This is a genomic window from Aureimonas altamirensis (genome assembly GCF_001463885.1).
Classification (GTDB): domain Bacteria; phylum Pseudomonadota; class Alphaproteobacteria; order Rhizobiales; family Rhizobiaceae; genus Aureimonas; species Aureimonas altamirensis.
The window spans coordinates 59,982-79,914 of the sequence record NZ_BBWQ01000020.1; the positions used below are offsets into that span (position 1 = coordinate 59,982).

A 19,933-nucleotide genomic window follows, 5' to 3' on the forward strand; every position below is an offset into this window, starting at 1 on the left:
GGAAGGCCATGTTCGACACGAAGCCGCATCTGCCGCGCGGGTCGCTCCGCTCTCTCGGCATCGTCCACGACGTGCTGGTTGCGGCCTTGTCGATGGTGCTGTCGCTGGGCCTCGCCTGGAACTTCAACGCCTTCAGCGTCTACTGGCAGCTCTGGGCCATCGTCGGCAGCTTTGCCCTGACCTCCGCCCTGATGTTTCCGCTATTCTCGTTGAACAGCGGCGCCTGGCGCTATGCCTCGCTGCTCGACGTCGTGTCCATCGTCAAGGCCGTGACCGCCATCGTGACGGTCTTCCTGCTGGGGCATTTCATCCTGTTTCGCGGCGCCTACCTGCCGCGTTCGGCCCTTGTGATGTGCTGGTTCATCATGATCGTCGGGCTGGGCGGGCCGCGCCTTATCTACCGCCTGTCCAAGGAGCGCGGTTTCAACGAAACGGCCACGCGGCCGCTCGGCATCGGCAAGGTCGAGCATATCGTGCTCTACGGCTTCAACGACAATGCGGACCTTTTCATCCGCAATGCCCGCCGCTCGCAGCCGAACACCCATATCGTCGCCATCCTCGACCCTCGGCCCAAGAACTGGCGCCGCCGGCTGCACGGCGTGCGGGTGGTGGGCGATCTGTCGTCGCTCGTGACACTGGCCCGCAAGAGCGAGCTGTCGGCCAGCCCGATCTCGCAGATCGTCGTTACGCAGACAAACCTGCCGCCGCTCGACATGGCCAATGTGGTGGAGGCGGCGGCTCCGATGAAGATCGCCGTCAAACGCCTGCCGGATATCTCGAAGGCCGGCGGCGTCGATAGCGAGGCGCCCATCGAGGCGCTGCCCGTATCGCTGGAAGATCTTCTCGGCCGCCGCGAGGTGGATCTGGAAATCCGCGAAGTGGCGCAGCTCATCAACGACCGCGCCATTGCCGTGACAGGCGCGGGCGGCAGCATCGGATCGGAACTCTGCAAGCAGATCGCGGCCTTCCAGCCCAGCAAGCTGCTGCTGATCGACAGTTCCGAGTTCAATCTCTATTCCATCGGCCGCCAGCTTGCGACCGCCTTCCCCGGCGTCGAGCGGGAAGAGCGGATCCTCGACGTCCGCATGGCCGACCGTGTTCTGGCGGCCTTTACGGACTTCCGGCCGGATGTCGTCTTCCACGCGGCGGCGCTGAAGCATGTGCCGCTGGTGGAGCAAAACCCGGTCGAAGGTATCGAGACCAACCTCATCGGCACACGCAACGTCGCCGACGCGGCCCTGGCGGCAGAGGCGGCGGCCTTCGTGATGGTGTCGACCGACAAGGCGGTCAACCCGGCCAACGTCATGGGCGCCACCAAGCGCGCCGCCGAGGCCTATTGCCAGGCGCTGGATCTGTCGGGCAGCGCCACGCGCTTCATGACGGTTCGTTTCGGCAACGTGCTCGGCTCGGCCGGATCGGTCATCCCGCTGTTCCAGTCCCAGTTGCAGCGCGGCGGTCCGCTTACCGTCACGCATCCGAAGATCACCCGTTTCTTCATGACCATCCCGGAGGCCTGCCGCCTCATCCTGCATGCGGCGGGGCACGGCGTTGCCGCACGCACGGAGCGGGGGCGGATCTTCGTGCTGGATATGGGCGAGCCGATCCTGATCTCCGAACTGGCCGAACGGCTGATCCAGCTTGCGGGCCTGCGTCCCGGCGTCGATATCGCCATCGAATATATCGGCCTGCGCCCTGGTGAGAAACTCTATGAAGAGCTGTTCGGCGATGGCGAGATTATCGAGCGGACCGGGCGCGAGGGCCTTCTGGCGGCCAGCTCCCGGGTGTCGGACACATCGTTCCTGAGGCGCAATTTCGAGGCGCTGGAAAAGGCCATCCGCGCCAACGACGCCAGCCGTGCCATCGCTCTCCTGTCGCATATCGTGCCCGATTACCGGCCCGCGCAGAGCGAGCGTCCGGCCTTGAACGACATTGCGGGCGCGGCGCCATCGCTTCCGCCGCCGCCGGCATCCTGAAACGATGATCTAAAGCCGGTGCGGCCCGTTGCGCTCGTCATGGCGGCGCTGCAGCTCTTCGGGACTCATGATGCGCGCGGCACCTCCGCCATCGAGTTCGGCCTGCCGACGCGCCGTCATCTCACGCAGTTCGCGGCGAAGGCGCTCGCGGCGGCGCAGGACCGCGTCATCCACCTGCGGTTCGTTCCCCGCTTCTGGCGGTTCGTTGCCCGGTTCGGCCTGGGGTTCGGGTTCGGGCCGGCGCTCCGGCTCCGGCGCGGCATCGGCCGCGCGCGGCTCAGCGGTTTCGGCCGGGGGTGCAAGGCGCAATGCGTCGCCCCGCCGTGCCAGATCGACAGGCGCATAGGATACATCCGACAGGACCACTTCCGTCCGGCGCGCGCCCTGCCCCAAGGCGCGCGACAGGCCGTAAGCCGCCAGAATGAGAAGGCCGGCCAGGATGCCGCCGGCCGCGCCCATCAACCCGTAGGCGGCCTCCGACGGGCCGTCGCGCAAGGCGGGCGGCTTCGCTGCAATCACTATGGCAACCGGAGCCACCGGGGCGCGGCGGGTGAGTTCATCCCGCGCTGCGCTTGCCTCTGCCAGCGCGGCGCGCAAGCGGTCCACCTCGGGCGACTCCCGGACGGGGCCTGCCGCGGCCGAATCGGCGGCCGCTGGCGGGGCCGGCTCGGCCAGCGCCGCATCCAGCGCTGCCTGACGTTCCGCCACAAGGCGGGTGGCCTCCTGCCGCGTTGCGGCCTCGGCGGCCGCCAGCCGTCGGGCGGCTTCCACGCGGCGCGGATGCCGGGGCCCATAGGTTCGCGATAGAAGACCAAGTTCCGCTGCCGCAGCATCGCGCCTTTCGGACAAGGTGCGAACGCTTTCCGGCACATCGCCGCTGCCCGATCCGCCGTTGGATATCCGCTGCAGCGCAGCCAGTTGTTGCTGAAGGCGCGACACCTCCGCATTCGGCGCATCCCTGTCGGGTTCCGGCTCGGCCGTGGGTTGCACCGTGGCAAGCGCGGCTTCGGCTTGCGCGAGGGCGGTCTCGGCATGGCGCACATGGCGCTCCGCTTCGTCCTGCTCTGCAGTGCGCCTGCCTTCGACGTCACGCGCCTCGCGCTCTGCGAAGGCGCGTGCGATGGCGTTGGCATCCCGCGCAGCGGCCTCGGCCGAGGCGGCCCGCACGAGGATATCAGCCGTCAGCTCGCCCTGCGGGCTGTGGACGGCCACGCGGCTGCGCAGGTCGGCCAGGTCCGGCGACGCCGCAGCCAGAACATCATCCCCCGCGATCCGCGCCAGCTTGCCGCGCAGCCGTGGCAGAAGGATCGCATCGTCGCCGCCGTCTGCCGGGCGGTAGGCATCCGGTTCCAGCGCAATGCGCGCAACGGCCGAATAGACCGGCTCGGACAGCCGGTCGAAGGCGACACCCGCCACGGCCCCGCATGCGGCGGCCAGCAGCAGAACCACGCCCCAGCGCAATGCGGCGGGCGGGCGCTTCCGCGCTGTACCGTCGGGTAGCGGCCGGGTGATGCGAGGCATGAAGCGGGTCCTGGATGATGCGGGGCGTGCAGCCTTGAGTGTCGCCGAACATGGCAAACAAACATTTAAACCTGCGGTTGCCGCCTGTCACCCGTCGCCGGCGTTCTGGGCGCCAGCGCCGGGATGGCGGGTTGCGACAGGCTGGCCCGCCAGGTGCCATCGCCGACCAGCCGTGCGATTACATCGCCCAGCGCTCGCGCAACCGCTTCGCTGCCGCGTGGGTTGACGGTGCGTTGCGATACGACGACCGACAGCCGCCAGGACGGCGTCGGATCGCAGATCTCCAGCGCCACCATCTCGTTCCGCGCAAGCTCGTCCAGAAAAGCGAAATGCGGCATGATCGCGCCGAACCCTTCGGAGGTGACAAGCCGGGCTATGGCAGGCAGGCTGTCGCAATCCAGCGCATCCACGGTCATGCCGCGCCGCGCCGCCAGCCGCTCGACAACGGTGCGCAGCGCATGCGGGCGGCCCGGCAGAACGAGCGGCATGTCGAACACCCGGTCGAAGGCAACCTGACGACGACGCCCCCATGGGTGCCGCGAGGATACGAACAGGCACAGATCCTCGACGACCATTTCCGTCCAGGCGACATCGTCATAGGCCCGGTGATCGTAGAGCAGCGCGACATCCAGCCGTCCGCCCTGGACGAAATCGTCGAGATAGCCCGACATGGCCTCGACGATATGAAGCTCGATATCGGGCGCGCGCACCGCAAGTTCCCGGAACAGCGGCAGTGACAGATTGCGTGCGGCCGATGTCGGCAGGCCGACGGACACCCGGCCGCGCGGATGGCCCTTGCGCGCATGCATGACCTCTCGTGCGCGCTCGACCCCGGACAGGATCCGCCGCGCATGGTCGTAGAATTGCTGCCCGAGTTCCGTCAGGGCGACGCCACGGGCATGGCGGGACAGAAGCTCGACGCCGAGCTCGTCCTCCAGGTTTCGAATCTGCTGGCTGAGGGATGGCTGTGAAATGCGGAGGGTTTCCGCCGCCCGGGAAAAGGTGCCGCTGTCGGCAATCGCGACAAAATATCTAAGCTGCCGGAAGTCCATCGGCCTCGACCTGCGTTTGGACCTACCTATGGTTAGGTTTTGATCACATGTCAAGTTGCCTAAACTTTAGTCATATGCTCTGAAATCAGACAATCGGTGTCTATTCCCGGATCACCGACCGAAGAATAAGTGCACGGCTTTCAAGCACTCACGCTATAAAGTCTGCCGCACTTTCGGGCAGCCGGAACCGATATTCAAATAACATCAATAGAGTCAGGGAGGCTGCCAGCTACGCGTCGGCGCAATCTGCATCCCCATAGGAGCATCCTATGGGCAGTGATCGGTTTTTCGTCTTTCCGTTTCAAGAAGCGGTCATGCACAGTCGCGGCACGACATTTGAGCCACGAAGGTCTTTTCATGAGCCGCTTCCTGATCCGCGATCCGCGCGAGCTTCTTCTTCGTCCGACACGCAGAACCGTCCTGCAGGGCGCCGGCGCTCTGGCCGGTGCGACGGCTCTGGGCCTTGGCACCGGCGCATCGATGGCGCAGGACAATGTCCTCAACATCCTTACCTGGCCGGGCCATGGCGACCCGGCCTTCGTCAAGCCGTTCGAGGACGCGCACGGCGTCAAGGTCGTCGCCAAGGAGTATGTGGGCGGCGAGCCGATGCTGGCGCTGATGAACCAGTCGCCTCCCGGCTCCTTCGACGTCGTGCTTGCCGATGCCGAGTATATCGGCATGCTGCAGGATGGCGGCTTCATCGACGCGCTCGACCCGGCCGATTACCCGCTGGCCGACTATTGGCCGGAGTTCCAGAAGTTTCCGCTGCATTGGGTCAATGACGAGCTTTATTCCGTCATGATCCGCTTCGGCTATCTGGGCCTTGCCTACCGCACCGATATGCTGGCACCGGAAGACGTCGCCTCCTACGAGGCCCTGTGGAACGAGAAGGTAAAGGGCAAGGTCGGCTTCTTCGACTGGTACCTGCCGACGATGGGCTGCCTCAGCCTCTATGACGGCAACGCCTCGCCCTTCGATATCGACGACACGGCCTACGAAAAGCTGAGCGAAACGCTCTTCTCCCTGCGTCCTCAGACGAGCGGCTTCTATTCCATGGCAGACCAGTTCGCCATGCTGACCAACGGAACCGCCGCCGTCATCCCCGGCATCGGCGACTGGGTGGTGCTGCTTCTGCAGAACGAGGGCGTGCCCGTGGACGCCGTCGTGCCCGAGCAGGGCGGCATCCAGTGGACGGAATCCATGTCCATCGTCTCCAGCTCCACCAAGAAGGACCTGGCCAAGGCGTTCATCCAGTATGCCAGCTCGCCCGAGGGCCAGTTCCGTTCTGCGCGCCTGCCGGCCTATTGGGCATCCATCCCCAACAAGAAAGGCTGGGAGATGATGAACGCCGAGGCCCCCGAGGATGCGGTGAAGCTGCGCCACACCTTCGATGCCCGCAACGTCATGGACGAGTACAAGGAAGGCAAGATCCACATCCGCCAGACGCCGGTGCAGCAGGATATCGAGACCTGGAACGACACCTGGTCCGAATTCAAGGCCATGTGACGAAGCGTCTTCCGGCATGACGGTGCGTCGCTCCCGCTTCGGCCTCGTTCTCGGCCTGCCCATGTTCCTGTGGCAGGCCGCGTTCTTCGTGGCCCCGCTTCTCTTCCTGGTCGCGATGACCTTCTGGTCGGTCCGCAACTTCCGCCTGCGGCCGGATTTCACGCTGGCCAACTGGCAGGCCGTGCTGTCGGCCGGTTTCTTCCAGAATGCCTTCGTCCATACCTTCGTGCTGTCGTCGTTCGCCGCGCTTGCCGTCAGCCTCCTCGCCTTACCGGTATCCTATGCCCTGGCATTCAAGGTGCCGTCGCGCTGGCGGCTACTGCTGGCCGGGCTGCTGCTGGTGCCCTTCTTCACCAGTTTTCCCGTCCGCATCTACTCGATGCAGATCTTCTTCAGCCCGTCCGGCATCATCCATGCGCTCGTTACGCCGTTCGGCCTCACCGCCCCGTCCATCCTGAATACGCCGACGGGCACCTTCATCGGCTATCTGACCCTGACCGCGCCGCTGGTCATCCTGTTGCAGACGATCGCGCTGGGCGCAGTCGACAGGACGCTGGTGCAGGCCGCGCACAATCTCGGCTGCGGCCGGATGGCGACGGTGCTGCGCATCATCGTGCCTTCGGCGCGGGTGGGGCTGGTGCTGGCCGCCGCCTTCGCCTTCATCCTGTGCTTCGGAGATTACATCAGTCCGCAGTTCCTGGGCGGGTCCAACCCGCCGACGCTGTCCATCCTGATCGCCGACCAGGTGAAATCCGGCAATCACTGGCCGCGAGCGTCAGTTGTCGCCGTCGTGATGATCCTGACCCTGACCGCCGTGCTCGGCATCCTGATGAAGCTGGCCTATGGACGGCGCCCATCATGAAGACCGACGCCACGGGCCGGATCATCAACTGTCTGCTGGCGGCCTGGGCCGTCGTAGTCTTCCTGTTCATCTTCGCGCCCATCCTGTCGACGGTCGTCTTCTCCTTCAATGCCGACCGCTTTCCCGCGCTGCCATGGGGCGGGTTCTCCCTGCAATGGTACGAGGCCATCTTCGCCGACGCGACGGTGCGGCGCGGGCTGGGCAACAGCCTCGTCGTCGCAGGCTTTGCCGCCGTGATATCGACCGCCCTCGGCTTCACCGCCGCCTATGTCGACTATCGCTATCGCTTCTTCGGCAAGGCCGTGTACATGGTGCTGGCAACGCTGCCGCCGACCGTACCCGTGGTCATCATGGGCGTGGCGATGCTCAGCTTCCAGGGCCGCATCGGCCTGTCGGGCACCATCCCGGGCCTTGTGGCCGCCCATGTGGTGATCTGCGCGCCCTTTGCCATGGCGCTTGTCCGCATGCGGCTGGCCGATCTCGACAAGGATCTCGAACCTGCCGCCTGGAACCTCGGCTGCGGCCAGTGGATGACGCTGCGCCGGATCGTCATTCCCTTTGCCCGGCCGGCCATCGCCGCGGCGCTGCTCATCACCGCTTCGGTCTCCTTCGATGAATTCATGGTCGCGTGGTTCATCTCCGGGCTCAACGAAACGCTTCCGGTCCGCGTGCTCGCCATGCTGCAGGGGCAGGTCAGCCCACGCATCAACGCCGTCGGGGCCCTCGTCTTCGCGGTTTCGATCGTCCTGGTGGCGCTGGCGCAGCTGATCGCCACACGGCGGCTGGCGGCCGGCCGTATCAAGGGAAACAATCCATGACGAACGCCATGCTGGAGCTTTCCGCCGTCGGCAAAAGCTATGACGGGCAGATGGCGGTGGAGGATGTCAGCCTTGCCGTGCACAAGGGCGAGTTCGTCGCGCTGATGGGCCCGTCCGGCTGCGGAAAGACGACCACCCTGCGCATGATCGCCGGCCTGGAAACGCCGACCCGTGGCGACATCCGCCTGTGGGGGCGGCGCATCAACGACGATCATCCCTGGGCGCGCGACACGCCTCTGGTCTGGCAGAACTATGCCCTGTTTCCATTCATGACGGTGCGCGACAATGTCGAGTTCGGCCTGAAGCAGCGCTCGGTCGAAGCCGCCATACGCCGCATCAAGGTGGAGGAGTGGCTGGAGCGGATGGGCATCGCCGCGCTGGCGGGGCGGCTGCCGCATCAACTGTCGGGCGGGCAGCGCCAGCGCGTCGCCCTGGCCCGGGCGCTGGCCATCGAGCCGGAATTGCTGCTGCTCGACGAGCCGCTCAGTGCCCTCGACCCGCATTTGAAGGTGCGCATGCAGGCAGAGCTGGTCCGCCTGCACCGGGAGCTCGGCATCGCCTTCGTCTGCGTCACCCACAGCCCGTCCGAGGCCTTCGCCATGGCCGATCGCGTCGTGATCATGAATGCCGGCAAGGTGCAGCAGGTCGGTGCGCCCCGCGCGCTCTATCGCCGGGCGGCAAACAGCTTCGTGGCCGAGTTCCTCGGCGGCTCCAATCTCGTGCCCGGCACCGTGCGCCAGGATGGTGGACGCCAGGTCATCGACACCGCCATCGGCACATTCGGCGTCCTGGAGCCGGCGCCCTCTCCCGGCCCGGCAACGCTTGTCATCGGCGCCGACAAGATCGTCCTGTCGTCCGTCGCGCCCGGCCACGGCGGTGTCGCTGCAAGCGTCGCCACCACCGATTTCAACGGCGCGTCGCTGACCGTCTTCCTGGAATGCGCCGGCGGACAGGAGCTGAAGGCCGTGGTGGCGTCGGGCGCCATCGAGGCCGATGCCTTCACGCCCGGCACCAGGGTCTTCGCAAGCTGGAGCGACGATTCCGGCTACCTCATCACAAATTGAAGGCATTCAATCCATGAGCATCCTGATCAAGGGCGCAACGATCCTGGCCGGCGGGCAAGCCGGCATGGAGCCATTCACCGGCGACATGCTGGTGGAAGGCGAGCGGATCGCCGCCATCGGCACCGGGCTCGAGGCGCCGGACGGCACGCAAACGCTGGACGGCAGCGGCAAGCTGGTCATGCCCGGCCTCGTCAACGCCCATCTGCATTCCAACGAAGCCCTGTTCAAGGGCCGCTACGACAACATGCCGCTCGAAGTCTGGATGCTCTATTCCTACCCCATCCGCGCGGCGAAGGCATTGCCGCCGCGCCTTGTCTATCTTCGCAGCATGCTGGTGGCGATGGAATCCCTGCGCACCGGCGTCACCTGCATCACCGACGATCTTTACGAAAGTCCCCGCTCCGAGCTGGAGCTGATGGGCGCGGCCATCGACGCCTATGACGATGTCGGCATCCGGGCCACCGTTTCGGCCCATGTGGTCAACCGCAACTTCCTGGATACGATTCCCTTCACGCGGGACTACGTACCGCAGGATCTTCAGGACGAGATCGGGCGCATGATCCCGATGTCCACGCAGGAGTACCTCGCCTTCGTCAAGGAGGCGCATGCCAGGTTTCATGGGCGGTCGGGCCGCATCCGCACCATGCTTGCCCCTTCCGCGCCCCAGAGATGCACGGTGGATCTGATGCAGGCCGCCAACGAGTTGGCAAGGGAATGGGATGCCCCGTTCCATACGCATATCGTCGAGACCAAGGTCCAGGGCGTGACGGGGCCGGAATTCTACGGCAAGTCGCTGATGGCCTATATGGACGATCTTGGCCTGCTCAGCCCCTGGACGACGATCGCCCATTCGATCTGGGTCAGCGACGACGACATTGCCCGTATGGGGCGGGCCGGTGTCTGTGTCGCGCACAATGCCATTTCCAACCAGAAGCTCGGCGCGGGAACCGCCCCCGTGCGCAAGCTTCTCGACGCCGGCGTCCATGTCGGCCTCGGATCGGATGGCATATGCTCCAACGATACGCCGCGGATCTTCGATGTGATGAAGGCCGCCGGCCTGATGCACAAGGTGAACAACCCGGACTGGAAGCGCTGGCTGACGGCATCCGAAGTCCTGCATGCCGCAACGCTTGGCGGCGCGCGCACCGCGCGGCTGGAGGCGGAAACCGGCTCGCTTGAGGCCGGCAAGAAGGCCGACTTCCTGGTGCTCGACATGGAGACCGCCAGCTTTACGCCGATGAACGACCTGCGCCAGCACCTCGTCTATTGCGAGAATGGGTCCTCCATCGAGAAGGTCTTCGTCAACGGCGAGATGGTGGTGGATGGCGGACGCCTGACCAAGGTGGACGAGAAGGCGCTGCTGGCCGAGCTTCGCGAGATGATGCCCGCCTTCCAGGAGTATACGCTGGGTGTCGAAGCGGCGAACCGCGTGCTGGAACCGGCCTTCGAAAAGGTCGTCAAACGCTGCTACGGAATGGATATCGGCATGACCCGGTGGGCCTCCGATGTCTGAGACCCGCACGATCCGCATCGCGGACCTGACCTCCTACGATTTCCGACGCCTGGTGCAGGAAGGGCCGCCGGTGGTGCTGCTGCCGGTCGGCTCCATCGAGCAGCACGGCCCGCATCTGCCGCTGTCGACGGATGTCATCCTGCCCGAGGAGATCGCCATGCGTGTCGCCGCGCGGATGGGCGCGCTCGTCGCGCCGGCCATCTCCTACGGCTACAAGTCGCAGCCGAAGACCGGGGGCGGCAATCATTTTCCCGGCACGCTCAGCCTCGACGCCTCCACCTTGATCGCCATGCTGCGCGATGTGATGAACGAGCTCGTGCGTCACGGCATACGCCATATCGTGGTGTTCGACGGCCATATGGAGAACCAGTGGTTCATCACCGAGGCGATCGACCTCATGCTGCGGGACCAGCGGCGCGAAGGCATCGACACGGTCCGCGCAATCAAGCTCGGCTACTGGGAGTTCATCACGCCCGCCACCGAGGAAGTCCTCTTCCCCGATGGTCTCGTAAGCTGGGCGCTGGAACATGCCGCCGTCATGGAAACCTCGGTCATGCTGCATCTGCGGCCCGATCTCGTCCGGGCGGACCTGATCCCCGATCATCCCCCGGCAGAGTTTCCACCCTTCGACCCCTACCCGTTCGACCTGTCGACCATACCGGAAGATGGGGTCCTCAGTTCCGCGGCCAGCGCCACGGCGCAGAAGGGGCGCCTGGTCGTGGAGCAGGTGGTGCCCGATATCGCCAATGCGCTTTCGGCATTCTTCGCAAGGTCAGGCGGTTAGCGGAGCGCGGCGTTTCCACTTTCGCCCGATCTGCTCTACATGGGTTCCGGAACCGAACCACACGAAGCGGACCATGACAGACCTACGCCTTATGGCGCTCGACGCCCAGGACCTCCAGATCATCTCGGCGTGCTGTCAGGACGCCGTCATGAAGACGCAGGATCTCACCTTCGAGCCGAACGGCAAGCGGTTCGTCATCGTGATGAACCGCTTTGCCTGGGAAGCGGCGGACGAGCGCAAGGGATTTGCCCGGTTTCGCCCCCGTAGCCGCGAGCGTCGGCGCGCCGTCCTGCATTTCGACCGGGTGATTTCGGTGCGCCAGAACGGAATCGCGACAACCATGCCGGAGGAGGTGCTGGACCTTCTTGCCATCCGCTTCGAAGAGGCGGACGCCCCCTCCGGCGTCATCGAGCTTGTCTTTGCCGGCAACGCTACGATAAGGCTTCAGGTCGAGTGCATCGAGGCCCAGCTATCCGATCTGGGGGCAGCCTGGAGCACGGATGCGGTGCCCGACCACGACCGGGGCTGAAGTTTCGAGGAGTATCCAGTGCCGATCAGGCTGAATGCGGGGGAGCCGGATTTCGAAAGCCGCTTCGAGACCTTCCTGGGTACGAAGCGGGAAGCCTCGCCCGATGTGGACGATGCCGTCCGCAGCATCATCGCCCGGATCCGTTCGGAAGGCGACGCCGCACTGATCGATCTGACCCGGCGCTTCGACGGCCTGGACCTGACACCTGATACGCTGCGCGTCACGCCCGACGAGATTGCCGCCGCGGTTGCGGCGACACCGCAGCCGACCATGGATGCACTGAAGTTCGCGCATGAGCGTATACGGCGCCACCACGAGCGCCAGCGCCCCGAAGACGACCTGTATACGGATGCGCTGGGCGCCACGCTCGGGGCGCGCTGGACGGCGATCCGCTCGGTAGGGCTGTACGTGCCCGGCGGTGCCGCCAGCTATCCGTCCTCGGTTCTCATGAATGCCGTGCCGGCGGCGGTGGCGGGCGTCGGCCGCATCGCCATGGTGGTTCCGGCACGCTCGGGCGAGTTGAACCCGCTGGTGCTGGCGGCAGCACACCTAGCCGGCGTCGGCGAAATCTATCGCATCGGCGGGGCACAGGCCGTGGCCGCGCTTGCCTACGGCACCGAAAGCGTGCCGCCCGTCGCCAAGATCGTCGGCCCAGGCAATGCCTACGTTGCCGCTGCCAAGCGGCAGGTGTTCGGCACGGTGGGCATCGACATGATCGCCGGCCCATCGGAAGTGCTCGTCATCGCCGACCGCGACAACAATCCCGACTGGGTTGCGGCCGACCTGCTGGCCCAGGCGGAGCACGATACGGCGGCGCAGTCGATTCTCATCACCGACGACGCCGCCTTCGCACAATCGGTCATCGAGGCGGTGGACAGGCAATTGCGCCGCCTGCCGCGCGAGACCACCGCGCGCGCCAGCTGGGACGATTTCGGCGCCATCATCCTGGTGCAGGATCTGGTGCGCGACGCTCCGCCGCTGGCCGACCGTATCGCCGCGGAACATCTGGAAATCGCCACCGCCGATCCGGAGCGCCTGCTGGAGCGCATCACCGATGCCGGTGCCGCCTTCCTGGGGCGGCATACGCCGGAAGTCATCGGCGACTATGTCGCGGGGTCCAATCACGTCCTGCCGACGGCCCGTTCGGCGCGCTTCTCGTCCGGCCTTGGCGTCCTGGATTTCATGAAGCGGACATCCATCCTGAAATTGACGCCCGAAAGCCTCGCGGCCCTCGCGCCGGCTGCGGTGGAACTGGCGCGTGTGGAAGGGCTGGACGCCCATGCGCGCTCGGTATCCATCCGACTGAACATGTCCTGAGGCCCCGATGGACAGGGGGGAACATGGCAGGCTGGTCGATATCGAACTGGACGAGTCGATCGGGCGTGCCACCCCGGATGTCGAGCATGAGCGCGCCGTCGCCATCTTCGACCTGATCGAGGAAAACCGCTTCGAGCCGACGGGCATGGAGCCGGCCGGTCTCTACCGGCTGCGCCTTGCCCTCGTGGAAAAACGCCTCGTCTTCGACATCCGCGACTCCGACAACCGCAAGCTGACGACGCACATCCTGTCGCTGACGCCGTTCAAGCGCATTATTCGGGATTACTTCCTGATCTGCGACAGCTATTACGAGGCCATCCGCTCGGCGACGCCCTCGCAGATCGAGGCGATCGACATGGGGCGCCGGGGCGTCCACAATGACGGCTCCGAACTGCTGCGCGAGCGCCTGGCAGGCAAGATCGTCCTCGATACCGATACCGCACGGCGGCTCTTCACGCTCATCTGCGTCCTGCATTGGCGGAGCTGACGCGATGACGACGGGCACCACCCTCCCCCGCTCCATCCTGTTCGTCTGCGGCATGAACTCCATTCGTTCGCCGATGGCCGAAGTCCTGGCGCGCAGCCTTCTGCCGGGCACCGTCTACATCGCCTCGGCCGGGGTGAAGGATGGCCAGCCGGACCCCTTCGTGGACGCGATCCTGAAGCAGGAGGGCCTGCCACCCGTCAGCGCACCGCCCCGCCGCATGGAGGATATGGAGGACGGGTTCTTCGACATGATCGTCACCATGTCACCGGAGGCGCATCACTATGCGCTGGACCATACGGGTGGTGAGGCGGTGACGATCGAGTTCTGGCCGATGCCCGATCCGTCGGCCACCACCGGCAGCCGCGAGCAGATCCTCGACGCCTATCGCGACGTGTTCAACCGGATCGAGGCGAAAGTCCGCGACTTGCGAGCCCGTGGGCTGGCCTCACCGGCGTAAGGCGCGGCAAGCGGTCAGTCGACGAAGGATTCGATGGCCGCCTGCACCTCGGCAAGGCCGACGCCCTTTTCCGACGAGGTAGACAGGATTTCCGGATAGGCGGCCGGCCGCTTGCGGATGGCCTCCTGGGTGGCGGCCATCAGCTTGGGCAGCGCCAGCGCGGAAATCTTGTCGGTCTTGGTCAGCACGATCTGGTAGGACACGGCGGCCTTGTCCAGAAGGGCCATCACGTCGGCGTCGTTCTTCTTGATGCCATGGCGGGAATCGATCAGCACGAAGACGCGCTTCAACGAGGCCCGGCCGCGCAGATAATCGAAGACCAGGCGCGTCCAGGCATCGACATGCTCTTTCGGCGCCTTGGCATAGCCATAGCCCGGCATATCCACCAGCGCGACGGGCGGCAGGTCGTCCGCTCCGCCGGCATAACCGTCCGGCACGAAGTAGTTGAGCTCCTGCGTGCGGCCCGGCGTATTGGACGTGCGCGCCAGCCCCTTCTGGCCAAGCAACGCGTTGATCAACGAAGACTTGCCGACATTCGACCGGCCGGCGAACGCCACCTCAGGCGGGCCCTCCGGCGGCAGGAACTTCATGGCAGGCACGCCGCGGATGAACACCCACGGCCGCTTGAAGATCAGGCTCGTTTCTTCGGCCACGTCAGGCCTCCGAACCTTTTCGTCGGAACACACCGCGCAGATTGTCCCACAGCTCGATCTTGGCGCCGTTGCGCTTCATGATCACGGACTGCTGGATGATCGACAGGAAGTTGTTCCACGTCCAGTAGATCACCAGTCCGGCGGGGAAGGACGCCAGCATGAAGGTGAACAGGATCGGCATCCAGGTGAAGATCATCTGCTGGGTCGGATCGGGCGGCGTCGGGTTCAACTTCATCTGGATGAACATCGTGATGCCCATCAGGATCGGCCACACGCCGATCATCAGGAAGTGCGGCAGCGTCAGCGGAATGAGACCGAAGAGGTTGAAGATGCTCGTCGGATCCGGTGCGGCCAGATCCTGGATCCAGCCGAAGAAGGGCGCGTGCCGCATCTCGATGGTGACGTAGAGCACCTTGTAGAGCGCAAAGAAGACGGGGATCTGCACCAGCACGGGCCAGCAGCCCGCCGCAGGATTGATCTTCTCCTCCTTGTAGATGCGCATCATCTCCTGCTGCTGCTTCATCCGGTCGTCGGCGTATTTCTCGCGCAGCTCCATCATCAGCGGCTGCACGTTCTTCATCTTCGCCATCGACTTGTAGCTCTTGTTGGCGAGCGGGAAGAAGACGAGCTTCAGCATGACGGTCACCAGCAGGATGGCGATGCCGAAATTGCCGGTGAAGTTGTAGATCCAGTCGATCACGTAGAAGAGCGGACGCGTCAGGAAGCGGAACCAGCCCCAGTCGATCAGGCGGCTGAACTCCGGTATGCCGAGGCTGTCCTGATAGCCGTCGACGAGACTGACGACCTTCGGGCCGGCGAAGGCGCGGGTCAGCAATTCGCGGGTTTCACCCGGCTGCAGGTTGACGGCTTCGCTCAGATATTCCGACTGGTAGCGGCTGCCATTGTCGGACGAGAAGCGGAAACCGGGCTGGAACGACGCGCCGGTATCGGGAATCAGCGTCGTTGCCCAGTATTTGTCGGTGATGCCGAGCCAGCCGGAATTGGTCGCTGCGGGGCTGACCCTGCCCTCTTCCTCGATCTTGGAATAGGTGACCTCGTTGAGGCCGCTGTCGCCGAGATAGCCGATGAGGCCCTCGAACACGACCCAGGCGGAGGCAACCTGCGGCTTGGAATGGCGCACGACGCGGCCGTAGGGCTGCACCGACACCGCGGCGTCGCCGGCATTGGTGATGCTGTCGGCGATGGAGAACATCGCATTCGGATCGACGGAGATCTCGCGGACGAATTCGATGCCGCGCTCGTTGGTGTAGGTCAGGCGGATGGGCGTGCCGGGCGTCAGCGTCTGGCCCTCATCGGCCTGCCAGCGCGTCGTCGGGCCTGGCAGGGCGCCGATATTCTGCCCGGTATAGCCGAATTCGGCAAAATAGCCGTCATGGCCGGTCTGCTCGGGCGACAGGAGCACGATGGTGGGCGAGGAATCGTCCACCGTCTCGTGGTAATTCTTGAGGCGCAGATCATCCAGGCGGGCGCCGATCAGGTTGATCGAGCCGGTCAGCGAGGGCGTATCCAGCGTAACGCGAGGCGAGGCGGCGATGGCGGCGTCGCGCGTCAGCGTATCGACCTGCGCAGCGGCCTGCGGAATGCTTTCGCGGCCTGCTGGCGCCACGGCCTGTTCCTGCGGGGTGCCGGCCGGAACGGTGGGCGACTGCAACGATCCCTCCGCCGCGGTCGTCGTCGCGGCGCCCTCGTCGGACATGCGGGGGCTGATGACGAAGAACTGCCACCCCACCAGGACCGCGATGGACAGCACCATCGCCAGAAGAAAATTGCGGTTGTTTTCCATCATTCACGTTCCCGGTGGACGGGCCCTCTGGCCGGAACGGCCGCCCGCGTCGCCCCGCGCCACTTTTCGAAACCGTGCGGACAGCTCCGCTTCGATCCGGTCGAAGGGTGCTGAAAGAAGATCGCGGCGCGCGACGATCACATAATCGAAGCCCGGCACCATGTCAGCCCCGGAATGGACACGGATCGCTTCACGAAGGCGTCGGCGGATGCGATTGCGCTCCACCGCGTTGCCGACCTTGCGCGTGACCGTCAGTCCGTACCGGGCCGGGTCATCGTCCGGACGTTCCAGAGCCTCGATAAAGAACAAAGGGCCGTTCAGACGACGGCCCTTGCGTGCGGCCAGAAACTCCGACCGCTTCTTGAGTCGCTGCACCACCCTGGCAGTGCGCGCCGGCGTCCGTAGCCTTAGGCCGACAGGCGCTTGCGGCCCTTGGCGCGGCGCGACGCGATAACGCGGCGGCCACCGGTGGTCGCCATGCGCGAGCGGAAGCCGTGGCGGCGCTTGCGGACGAGTTTGCTCGGCTGATAAGTGCGCTTCATGTTGTTCTTCCGCGGCGATATCCGCGGACCCCTTGGTTCGACAGGTCTCTACATAGACTTTGGCGGACGGGGCGTCGGACATGCATAAGCACTCTGACGCGGGCTGCCACCCGCTCTGGTGCGGCGCTTATGGAAAATTCGTGGACGAAAGTCAATTGCGCCTTCCTATCCTGCGGCCCGAAAGCCTAAGAAGTACCAAGGCGCGATGGCCAGTTGCCGGTACCAGGTGCGGAATCGGGCGAGGAAGGATCTGAGAGGATATTGGATGACGGGCGCCAGGGAAGAGGCGAACGCCCACCGGCCCACGCTGCCGCGCCGTCTGTCGACGCGCATCCTGTGGTTCACCATGATTTCGATCATGCTGGCCGAGGTCGCCGTGTTCGTGCCGTCCGTTTCCAAGTTCCGCCGCGACTGGCTCTACACCAAGGTCGAGACGGTGGCAGCCGCCAGCCTTGCGGCCGGGCGCAGTTCGGGCGGGCCCTTCGGGCTGATGGCGCCGGAGGACGAGGCGGAGCTTCTCCATTCGCTCGGCGCGCAGCTCATTGCCGTCGAATCGCAGGGGATGTCGCGGCTTCTGGCGCGGGCCGACGAAGTGGGACCGGTGGACCGCGAGGTCGATCTTGCGACCGAATCCATACCCGCATCCATCCGCGCGGCCTTCGACACGCTTCTCTTCGGCGGCCAGCGCACCATTCGGGCCCTTGGACCCATCGGCGACGGAACGATGACGGCGGAAGTCGTTCTTCTGGAGCAGCCATTGCGCCGGGCGATGCTGGTCTATTCCCGCAACATCTTCACCATCTCGCTTTTGCTGGCCAGCTTCGCGGGGCTTCTCGTCTACATCGCCATCAGCCGCTATCTGCTGCGGCCCATGCGCCGGATGACCGAATCGATGGTGCGGTTTCGGGAAGAGCCGGAAAACCCCGCGCGCGTTATCGTGGCCAGCAACCGCGATGACGAGATCGGCATCGCCGAGCGGCACCTGGCCGATATGCAGGGCACGCTGCAGCGGATGCTGCGCGAGCAGCGGCATCTTGCGGATCTCGGGCTGGCCGTTTCCAAGATCAACCATGATCTGCGCAACACGCTGGCCTCGGCGCAGCTTGTCTCGGACCGCCTCTCGGATATTCCGGATCCGCAGGTGCAGCGTTTTGCGCCGACCCTGATCCGAAGCCTGGACCGGGCACTGCATTATACGCAGTCGGTGCTGGCCTATGGCCGCGCGGTCGAGAGCAATCCGCAGAAGCGCGTGATTCGGCTGCGGCTCCTTGTCGACGACGTCTTCGAGATGATGGCCGGGCTGGACGACCGGGTCCAGTTTTCCAACGAGGTGCCGACCGATCTCGAGATGGAGGTGGACCCCGACCATTTCCATCGCGCCGTCGCCAATCTTGTCCGCAACGCGATTCAGGCCTTCGAGAACGACGCCGACGAGGCGCTGGTGCGCCGTGTCGTGGTGGACGCTGTGGACGTGGACGGCGAGGAGGTCCGCATCGGCGTCCAGGATACCGGACCTGGCCTGTCTGCCCGCGCCCGCGAAAATCTTTTCAAGGCGTTTCGTGGCTCGACGCGCGCCGGCGGCACCGGGCTGGGGCTCGCCATCGCGGCCGAGATCGTGCAGGCGCATGGAGGTTCTATCCACCATGTCGAGGGGCACTCGCCGGGGGCGCGCTTCGAAATCGTGGTCGGCAAGCATGACGGTCGCATGTGACGCATTTTTTCGGCAGAGGGCGCTTGCTTTCGCAAAGGGGAGCGGTTAGGAACCGCTCACACCGGTTGCGGGGCTGCCAAGCCCCTGCCAACGCCGGATGCGCCCGTAGCTCAGCTGGATAGAGCACCAGACTACGAATCTGGGGGTCAGAGGTTCGAATCCTTTCGGGCGCGCCATTCATCGCCAATTTGCATCCGCAGTACGACATGCCGGCCGAGCGCAGCGTCGGCATTCTGCCCGCCAGTTGTATTGCGTCAGGGCTCCGCGCAAACGACGATTGCTTAAATGCAGCTCTCGCCGACCCGCTTCCGCTACGGCGTGAGGACGGGCCACAAGCTACCGGTCACGTTGCAAGATGCCGCTTGAGAAGGTCCTCGAGCCAGTCGGCGAAGATCTGCAATCGGCGGGAAAGATGCTGCCTGTGCGGATAGAGCAATGTCATCGGCATGGGCTCCGCGCGATAGCCGGGCATCACCTCGACCAGTTCGCCGGCATCGAGGTGGCCTTGCACGTCGTAAGCTGGAATCTGGATCAGCCCGAGGCCGGCCAGACAGCACGCGATATAGGCTTCTGCGCTGTTTACGGTGACGCGACCGCGCATCGATAAGGTGCGCAGTGTACCCTCCTCCACCCATTCCCAATCCTCGACGCGGCCGCTGGAAGGGGATGCATAGTTGACGGCCCAATGCTGGCCGAGATCGCCCAAGGCCCGCGGCGTTCCATGGCGCGCCAGGTAAGCGGGGCTCGCAACGTTGATCAGCGCCAATCTGCCGATGGGGCGGGCGATCAGACCGGAATCGCTTAAAGGGCCAACCCGAAGCACACAATCCAGACCGTCTTCCACCAGGTTCACCGCGCGATCGGTAAGGCCGAGGTCGATGTCTATCTGCGGATAGAGATCGAGAAATTCCGGAAGCGCCGGCGCAACGATGAGCCGGCCGATCCGACCGGGGACATCGATGCGCAGCCGGCCCGACGGCTGCGCCGCGGCCTGCCGGAACAGATTTTCCGTATCCTCGACATCCGCGATGACGCGCTGGCACCGTTCGTAGAAGGCTGCTCCGTCGTGGGTCGGTGCGACCTTGCGGGTGGTGCGATGCAGCAGCCGCGCGCCGACCCGCCCCTCCAGTTCCTGAACTGCCGCCGAGACGGAAGAGCGTGGCAGGCCGAGCGTGTCGGCTGCACGCGTGAAGCTTGCGCATTCCACGACGCGGCTGAAAGTGCGGAACAGGTCGATGCGGTCCACCGGTCAGACATTCCTGATTGTACTGCTTTTCTGACAAGTCATGTCAGAATGATCGCCTTTATCGCCCGATGCTAGACGATATTGGTCCCCGCGG

The 19,933-nt window shown here is 65.2% G+C and carries 19 protein-coding genes and 1 tRNA gene; 13 read left to right on the forward strand and 7 right to left on the reverse strand.

What is annotated here, in order from left to right:
* Positions 1 to 8: 8 nt before the first annotated feature.
* Positions 9 to 1,973, forward strand: coding sequence for a polysaccharide biosynthesis protein (locus AUL31_RS14865; protein WP_060608327.1), 1,965 nt, complete (start codon positions 9 to 11; stop codon positions 1,971 to 1,973).
* A 9-nt stretch (positions 1,974 to 1,982) separates the two neighbouring features.
* On the opposite strand, the gene AUL31_RS14870 is transcribed toward AUL31_RS14865, so the two are convergent.
* Together AUL31_RS14870 and AUL31_RS14875 are read right to left on the reverse strand one after the other, a co-directional pair.
* Positions 1,983 to 3,494 (reverse strand): hypothetical protein, encoded by a 1,512-nt coding sequence (locus AUL31_RS14870; RefSeq protein ID WP_143190269.1) that lies wholly within the window; start codon positions 3,492 to 3,494, stop codon positions 1,983 to 1,985.
* 65 nt (positions 3,495 to 3,559) lie between these two features.
* On the reverse strand, positions 3,560 to 4,546 hold the full coding sequence (locus tag AUL31_RS14875; protein WP_073469366.1) for a LysR family transcriptional regulator: 987 nt from the start codon (positions 4,544 to 4,546) through the stop codon (positions 3,560 to 3,562).
* 357 nt (positions 4,547 to 4,903) lie between these two features.
* Here AUL31_RS14875 and AUL31_RS14880 point away from each other — a divergent pair, with 357 nt between their 5' ends.
* The 10 genes from AUL31_RS14880 (at position 4,904) to AUL31_RS14925 (ending at position 13,883) form a co-directional block, all read left to right on the forward strand.
* Positions 4,904 to 6,052 (forward strand): ABC transporter substrate-binding protein, encoded by a 1,149-nt coding sequence (locus AUL31_RS14880; RefSeq protein ID WP_060608334.1) that lies wholly within the window; start codon positions 4,904 to 4,906, stop codon positions 6,050 to 6,052.
* A gap of 16 nt (positions 6,053 to 6,068) precedes the next feature.
* On the forward strand, positions 6,069 to 6,914 hold the full coding sequence (locus AUL31_RS14885; protein ID WP_060608337.1) for an ABC transporter permease: 846 nt from the start codon (positions 6,069 to 6,071) through the stop codon (positions 6,912 to 6,914).
* Positions 6,911 to 7,732, forward strand: coding sequence for an ABC transporter permease (locus AUL31_RS14890; protein ID WP_060608340.1), 822 nt, complete (start codon positions 6,911 to 6,913; stop codon positions 7,730 to 7,732). The genes AUL31_RS14885 and AUL31_RS14890 overlap by 4 nt, the downstream gene beginning before the upstream one ends.
* The gene (locus AUL31_RS14895) at positions 7,729 to 8,796 is read left to right on the forward strand and encodes an ABC transporter ATP-binding protein (RefSeq protein ID WP_060608344.1); all 1,068 of its coding nucleotides are present in this window, start codon (positions 7,729 to 7,731) and stop codon (positions 8,794 to 8,796) included. The genes AUL31_RS14890 and AUL31_RS14895 overlap by 4 nt, the downstream gene beginning before the upstream one ends.
* Before the next feature lie 13 nt (positions 8,797 to 8,809).
* The gene (locus AUL31_RS14900) at positions 8,810 to 10,309 is read left to right on the forward strand and encodes an amidohydrolase family protein (protein ID WP_060608347.1); all 1,500 of its coding nucleotides are present in this window, start codon (positions 8,810 to 8,812) and stop codon (positions 10,307 to 10,309) included.
* The gene (locus AUL31_RS14905) at positions 10,302 to 11,093 is read left to right on the forward strand and encodes a creatininase (RefSeq protein ID WP_060608350.1); all 792 of its coding nucleotides are present in this window, start codon (positions 10,302 to 10,304) and stop codon (positions 11,091 to 11,093) included. The genes AUL31_RS14900 and AUL31_RS14905 overlap by 8 nt, the downstream gene beginning before the upstream one ends.
* Before the next feature lie 73 nt (positions 11,094 to 11,166).
* The gene (locus tag AUL31_RS14910; protein WP_060608353.1) at positions 11,167 to 11,622 is read left to right on the forward strand and encodes a DUF2948 family protein; all 456 of its coding nucleotides are present in this window, start codon (positions 11,167 to 11,169) and stop codon (positions 11,620 to 11,622) included.
* Positions 11,623 to 11,640: 18 nt separating this feature from the next.
* Positions 11,641 to 12,939, forward strand: a complete 1,299-nt coding sequence (hisD, locus tag AUL31_RS14915) for a histidinol dehydrogenase (RefSeq protein WP_060608356.1) — start codon at positions 11,641 to 11,643, stop codon at positions 12,937 to 12,939.
* A gap of 7 nt (positions 12,940 to 12,946) precedes the next feature.
* Positions 12,947 to 13,426 carry a UPF0262 family protein gene (locus AUL31_RS14920; protein WP_060608359.1) on the forward strand — a complete coding sequence of 160 codons (480 nt, stop codon included), beginning with the start codon at positions 12,947 to 12,949 and terminating at the stop codon, positions 13,424 to 13,426.
* 4 nt (positions 13,427 to 13,430) lie between these two features.
* The gene (locus AUL31_RS14925) at positions 13,431 to 13,883 is read left to right on the forward strand and encodes an arsenate-mycothiol transferase ArsC (protein WP_060608362.1); all 453 of its coding nucleotides are present in this window, start codon (positions 13,431 to 13,433) and stop codon (positions 13,881 to 13,883) included.
* A 14-nt stretch (positions 13,884 to 13,897) separates the two neighbouring features.
* Here the strand turns inward: AUL31_RS14925 and yihA are convergent, their stop codons facing one another.
* From yihA to rpmH, 4 genes are read right to left on the reverse strand one after another with little or no spacing between them, the layout of a single operon-like run.
* Positions 13,898 to 14,536: a ribosome biogenesis GTP-binding protein YihA/YsxC gene (gene yihA, locus AUL31_RS14930; RefSeq protein ID WP_060608365.1), complete on the reverse strand. Its 639-nt coding sequence runs from the start codon at positions 14,534 to 14,536 to the stop codon at positions 13,898 to 13,900.
* A gap of 1 nt (position 14,537) precedes the next feature.
* On the reverse strand, positions 14,538 to 16,340 hold the full coding sequence (gene yidC, locus AUL31_RS14935) for a membrane protein insertase YidC (RefSeq protein ID WP_060608983.1): 1,803 nt from the start codon (positions 16,338 to 16,340) through the stop codon (positions 14,538 to 14,540).
* 3 nt (positions 16,341 to 16,343) lie between these two features.
* A complete protein-coding gene (gene rnpA / locus AUL31_RS14940; protein ID WP_232412937.1) occupies positions 16,344 to 16,715 on the reverse strand; it encodes a ribonuclease P protein component in 372 nt (123 codons plus the stop codon).
* A 32-nt stretch (positions 16,716 to 16,747) separates the two neighbouring features.
* Entirely contained in the window at positions 16,748 to 16,882 is a 135-nt protein-coding gene (gene rpmH / locus AUL31_RS14945) for a 50S ribosomal protein L34 (protein ID WP_039195429.1), read from the reverse strand.
* Between the two features lie 265 nt (positions 16,883 to 17,147).
* On the opposite strand from rpmH, the gene AUL31_RS14950 reads away from it, so the two are divergent.
* A complete protein-coding gene (locus tag AUL31_RS14950) occupies positions 17,148 to 18,593 on the forward strand; it encodes a sensor histidine kinase (RefSeq protein ID WP_060608371.1) in 1,446 nt (481 codons plus the stop codon).
* A 99-nt stretch (positions 18,594 to 18,692) separates the two neighbouring features.
* Positions 18,693 to 18,769: transfer RNA gene (locus tag AUL31_RS14955), tRNA-Arg, on the forward strand.
* A gap of 167 nt (positions 18,770 to 18,936) precedes the next feature.
* Here AUL31_RS14955 and AUL31_RS14960 read toward each other — a convergent pair.
* Complete coding sequence (locus tag AUL31_RS14960) at positions 18,937 to 19,839, reverse strand: LysR family transcriptional regulator (protein WP_060608375.1); 903 nt, start codon at positions 19,837 to 19,839, stop codon at positions 18,937 to 18,939.
* Positions 19,840 to 19,933: the final 94 nt, after the last annotated feature.